The 4107-nt window shown below is 41.1% G+C and carries 4 protein-coding genes; all 4 read left to right on the top strand.

Annotated elements, in window-relative coordinates:
* Nucleotides 1-778, top strand: a 778-nt coding sequence (locus ACH2DQ_RS12280; protein WP_395026904.1) for an NADP-dependent malic enzyme, incomplete at its 5' end; no start/stop codon positions are given.
* 608 nt (nt 779-1386) lie between these two features.
* Entirely contained in the window at nt 1387-2403 is a 1017-nt protein-coding gene (locus ACH2DQ_RS12275) for an ATP-binding cassette domain-containing protein (RefSeq protein WP_395026902.1), read from the top strand.
* On the top strand, nt 2400-3194 hold the full coding sequence (locus tag ACH2DQ_RS12270) for an ABC transporter permease (RefSeq protein WP_394913733.1): 795 nt from the start codon (nt 2400-2402) through the stop codon (nt 3192-3194). The genes ACH2DQ_RS12275 and ACH2DQ_RS12270 overlap by 4 nt, the downstream gene beginning before the upstream one ends.
* Complete coding sequence (locus ACH2DQ_RS12265; protein ID WP_394913734.1) at nt 3191-3982, top strand: ABC transporter permease; 792 nt, start codon at nt 3191-3193, stop codon at nt 3980-3982. Before ACH2DQ_RS12270 ends, ACH2DQ_RS12265 begins: the two co-directional genes overlap by 4 nt.
* Nucleotides 3983-4107: the final 125 nt, after the last annotated feature.

The following is a 4107-nucleotide window of genomic DNA, read 5'->3' as shown; positions in this document are numbered from 1 at the left end:
GGAAGACATTTCCGCACCACGCTGCTTCGAAATCGAAGAAAAATTAAAAGCTTGCTGTGATATCCCGATTTTCCATGATGATCAGCATGGTACAGCTGTAGTTACACTTGCAGCGCTTTTAAATGCATTAAAACTCACAGGTAAGAAAATCGATGAAATTAAAGTAGTTACAAGCGGAGCTGGTGCAGCCGGTATCGCTATTATCAAATTATTGATCGCTATGGGATTAAAGAATGTAGTTCTCTGTGACAGACAGGGTGCAATCTATCAGGGACGCGACAACATGAACCAGGAAAAAGAAGAAATGGCTAAGATCACAAACTTAGACTGCCGCAAAGGTACCTTAGAAGAAATGTTAACTGGTGCTGATGTATTTATCGGCGTTTCTGCACCTGGATGTGTAACACCGGAAATGGTTAAGAAAATGAATGCTAACCCAATTCTCTTCCCAATGGCTAATCCTACACCGGAAATTATGCCAGACCTTGCAAGAGAAGCAGGAGCAGCAGTAGTTGGAACAGGAAGAAGTGACTTCCCGAACCAGATCAACAACGTACTTGCATTCCCTGGAATCTTCCGTGGAGCATTAGATGTACGTGCAAGCGAAATCAACGATGAAATGAAGATTGCAGCTGCAAAAGCAATTGCATCCTTCGTTACCGATGATAAATTATGTGCTGAATATATTATTCCAAGCGCACTGGACAAGTCTGTTGCTCAGGCAGTAGCAGAAGCTGTTGCAAAAGTTGCAAGAGAAACTGGTGTAGCAAGAATCTAATACAGCATTGCGTAAAGAAGCTGTTACTGGCTTTTAAGGATATATGTGAAACAGTTAAATACAGATATAAATTACAGGGCTGCAATTCTCTATAAATGAGGATTTCGGTCCTGTTTTTTATCCCTGAAAATTGTATTGACCAAAACGGTTGTTTACGGGAAAATAATGGAAGGTTAAAAAACATCTTGACAATTCCTTCGAATCCGTTATAATAAACTCATTAATAAAATAAAAAATGTTAAATTTTGAAGCGAGGAAGATTGTATGTTAAGTGTGTCTGTAAATGAGAGTGCGGTAACAAAATAGTTACCAGGGTTAAAACTATGCGTGAATTCACGCTATAAGTGAACCCAGAGACCGGCATTTGATAAAGAAATGCCTGTTTCACTCTGCCTTACAGACTGCTTTCAACTTTCATGACAAAGGGCGTGTATTTCATATCAGGCCGTTTTGTCACTGGCTTTATTTTTGTGTCTAAAACAAGGAATACACTATTCCCTGAACATGATCTAGCCCATCGAAGCAGTACGTTTTGTACAGCATTTTGCCGCCCTTTGGCGGCGGAAGGATGCTGACAAAAACGGCAGATTTTTCGATGGGCTTTTATTATGCAAAAAAGAAAGGGAATTAAAATGAATGTAATTGAAGCAGGCGGATTGAGTAAAGAATTTAAACGTTATCAGAAGAAAGAGGGAATTTCCGGAAGTATTAAGGGGCTGTTCAAGCGGGAATATACGGTGAAAAAAGCAGTCGATCAGTTTGACCTGAATGTTCAGGAAGGTGAATTTGTAGGACTGATTGGAGCAAACGGAGCCGGAAAAACCACCCTGGTAAAAATGCTGACCGGTATTATTGCACCCACAAGCGGAAAGATCAGGGTTCTGGGATTTGAGCCGAATAAACTGGAAAATGAATTCAAGCGGAAATATGCAATTGTAATGGGGCAGAAGAGCCAGTTGTTTTTTGTATTAACAGCTGAGGATAATCTTCGTCTCTACAAAGAAATATATTGGATACCAGAAGATGATTTTCAACAGAGCAAGGCATATTTTGTGCAGCTTTTTGGAGTAGAGGATTTGATGAATGTACAGGTACGTACCCTTTCACTGGGAGAACGTATGAAACTGGAATTGATGACAGCACTTTTGCATAATCCCAAAATACTGTTTCTGGATGAACCAACTATAGGGCTGGATGCCGTTGCAGGAAAACAGATCAGGAAGTTTTTAAAACAGGTAAATGAAGAAAAAGGAACGACTATTTTGCTGACATCCCACTATATGGAAGATATAAAAATGCTGTGTCATCGTTCGGTGGTTATAAACGGCGGAAAGAAAATTTACGATGGGGAAACCCAGCAGTTATTCGAACAATACCAGAAATTTAAGAAGATTACGGCAGTTTTTGACCATCCTGTTTCTTCCGTGGAAGTGGAGGAGACTGTTTCCTGTAAGATTCTGGAGGCTACACCGTATAAGGTAGTGATACAAGTGGATAAAAGCCTTGCAGGGAATCTGCTGGAGTACTTCATGAAGACCTATAATCCCAGTGATATTACCGTAGAGGAAGAAGAAGTGGGAAATGTGGTAGAACGCATTTATCAAAGCGGGGAGGCAAGAATTTGAGCAAATATCTGGAAGTTTCAAAGATTTATTTAAAGCAGCAGTTGATCTGGAGAGCAGATACAGTATTCCAATTGATTATTATGGTTACGAAAATATTATTTGCTTACCTGCTGTGGGGGGCTATTTTCGGAAATGAGCAGGAAGTTGCAGGCTTTACCTTTCCGGCAATGCTGTCCTATTATGTGATAAGCTCTTTCCTGTCCCAGATCGATACTTCCGGGGAAATCGGTCAGGATATCAGCGGCAGGATCAGAAATGGAACGTTTTCCAGCTACATGATCCTCCCCATGGGAACGCTGCGGTTTTATATTGCAAGGCAGTTGGGGACAACGGTTTTTTACGGTTTCTGTATTCTGGGGGCACTGGCTCTTTGGATGGTGTTATTCCCTGTTGAATTTGTAATAATAGGAAGCTGGCAGATCATACTGGCGGTATTGGTTCTGGTAGGGATTGGGCTGCTATTTATGGTTCAGCTGAATTATTTTCTGGGAATACTGACGTTCCGATTTCAGGAAATCAGCACATTTCTCATGGTAAAAGATAATTTAATCGCGCTGATTACCGGTGCCCTGATTCCATTGGCACTGCTGCCGGATGGTATCATAATGGTTATGAAATTATTCCCGTTTTACTATGTAACTTATCTGCCTTCTATGGCTCTGATTGGCAAATGCCAGGATGAGGTCTTTACGGGGATTGTGGTATTGGCGGGGTGGAGTTTGTTCTTTGCTATTGTAAACAGGGTAATCTTTGCCAGATACCGTATAAAATATGATGGAGTAGGAATATGAAAAATAATTATAGATTTATAAAAGAGCTGCTGAAACTCAGAATGTCACATCTGATGGCATTCCGGTTAGGATTTTTTGGTCCGCTGTTTGTGGATGTGAGCCTGTTCTTTATACAGCTTCTGGTGTTTCAGGCTATTTTTTCAAATGTAGACAGGATTGGAAGCTGGGGACAGGGGGAAATGATCATTTTTATCGGTACATTTTCACTGGTTGATGCCATCAACATGACGGTTTACTTTTTCGGAGTGCTGACCATACCGGATAAAGTGAGAACCGGTGAGATGGACCTTTATCTGACGAAACCGGTAAGCCCGCTGCTGCGTATTACATTTGAAAAAGTTAACCCGGGTACTCTGCCGCAGCTATTGTTTAGCGTTGGGGTAATCGCATATGGGGTATCAGTTGGAGGATTTCAGATCGGTATGATCCAGGTTATCGGATACATTCTGTTTATAGCGATTATGACATTGTTGTTCTATGACCTGGAGATTATGCTGCGGACGACTTCCTTTTTTATTATTTCCACTACAGGGATATTAAAACTGGAAGAGGCAGGACTGGATCTGTGTATGAAAATACCGGGCGTGATCTTTCAGAGAGGATTTAAAATCTTCTTTTATGCCATTTTACCCTATGGGGTAATCGCAACACTGCCCACACAGGTATTGACAAGTTCTCTGTCCGTACCGGGGATTATTTTCGGAATGGGTATTGTGGCGGTTTTCACTGCATTGATGCTTTGGTTTTGGAAATTAGGATTAAGACATTATAACAGTGCCAGCAGTTAAAGAAGCTGCTGACAAAATTTGAAAGGAAAAGATGCAGTACCGCAGAACTGTCTGGGGTATGCAGGAGGTGTAAGAGTGAAAAATAAACCAGATTTTAAGCCGACTTGAACTAAGGGGTATTCCCC

This window comes from Robinsoniella sp. (genome assembly GCF_034124845.1).
Note: the sequence above shows the minus strand (reverse complement) of the source record. Positions and strands in the feature narration are given on the sequence as shown.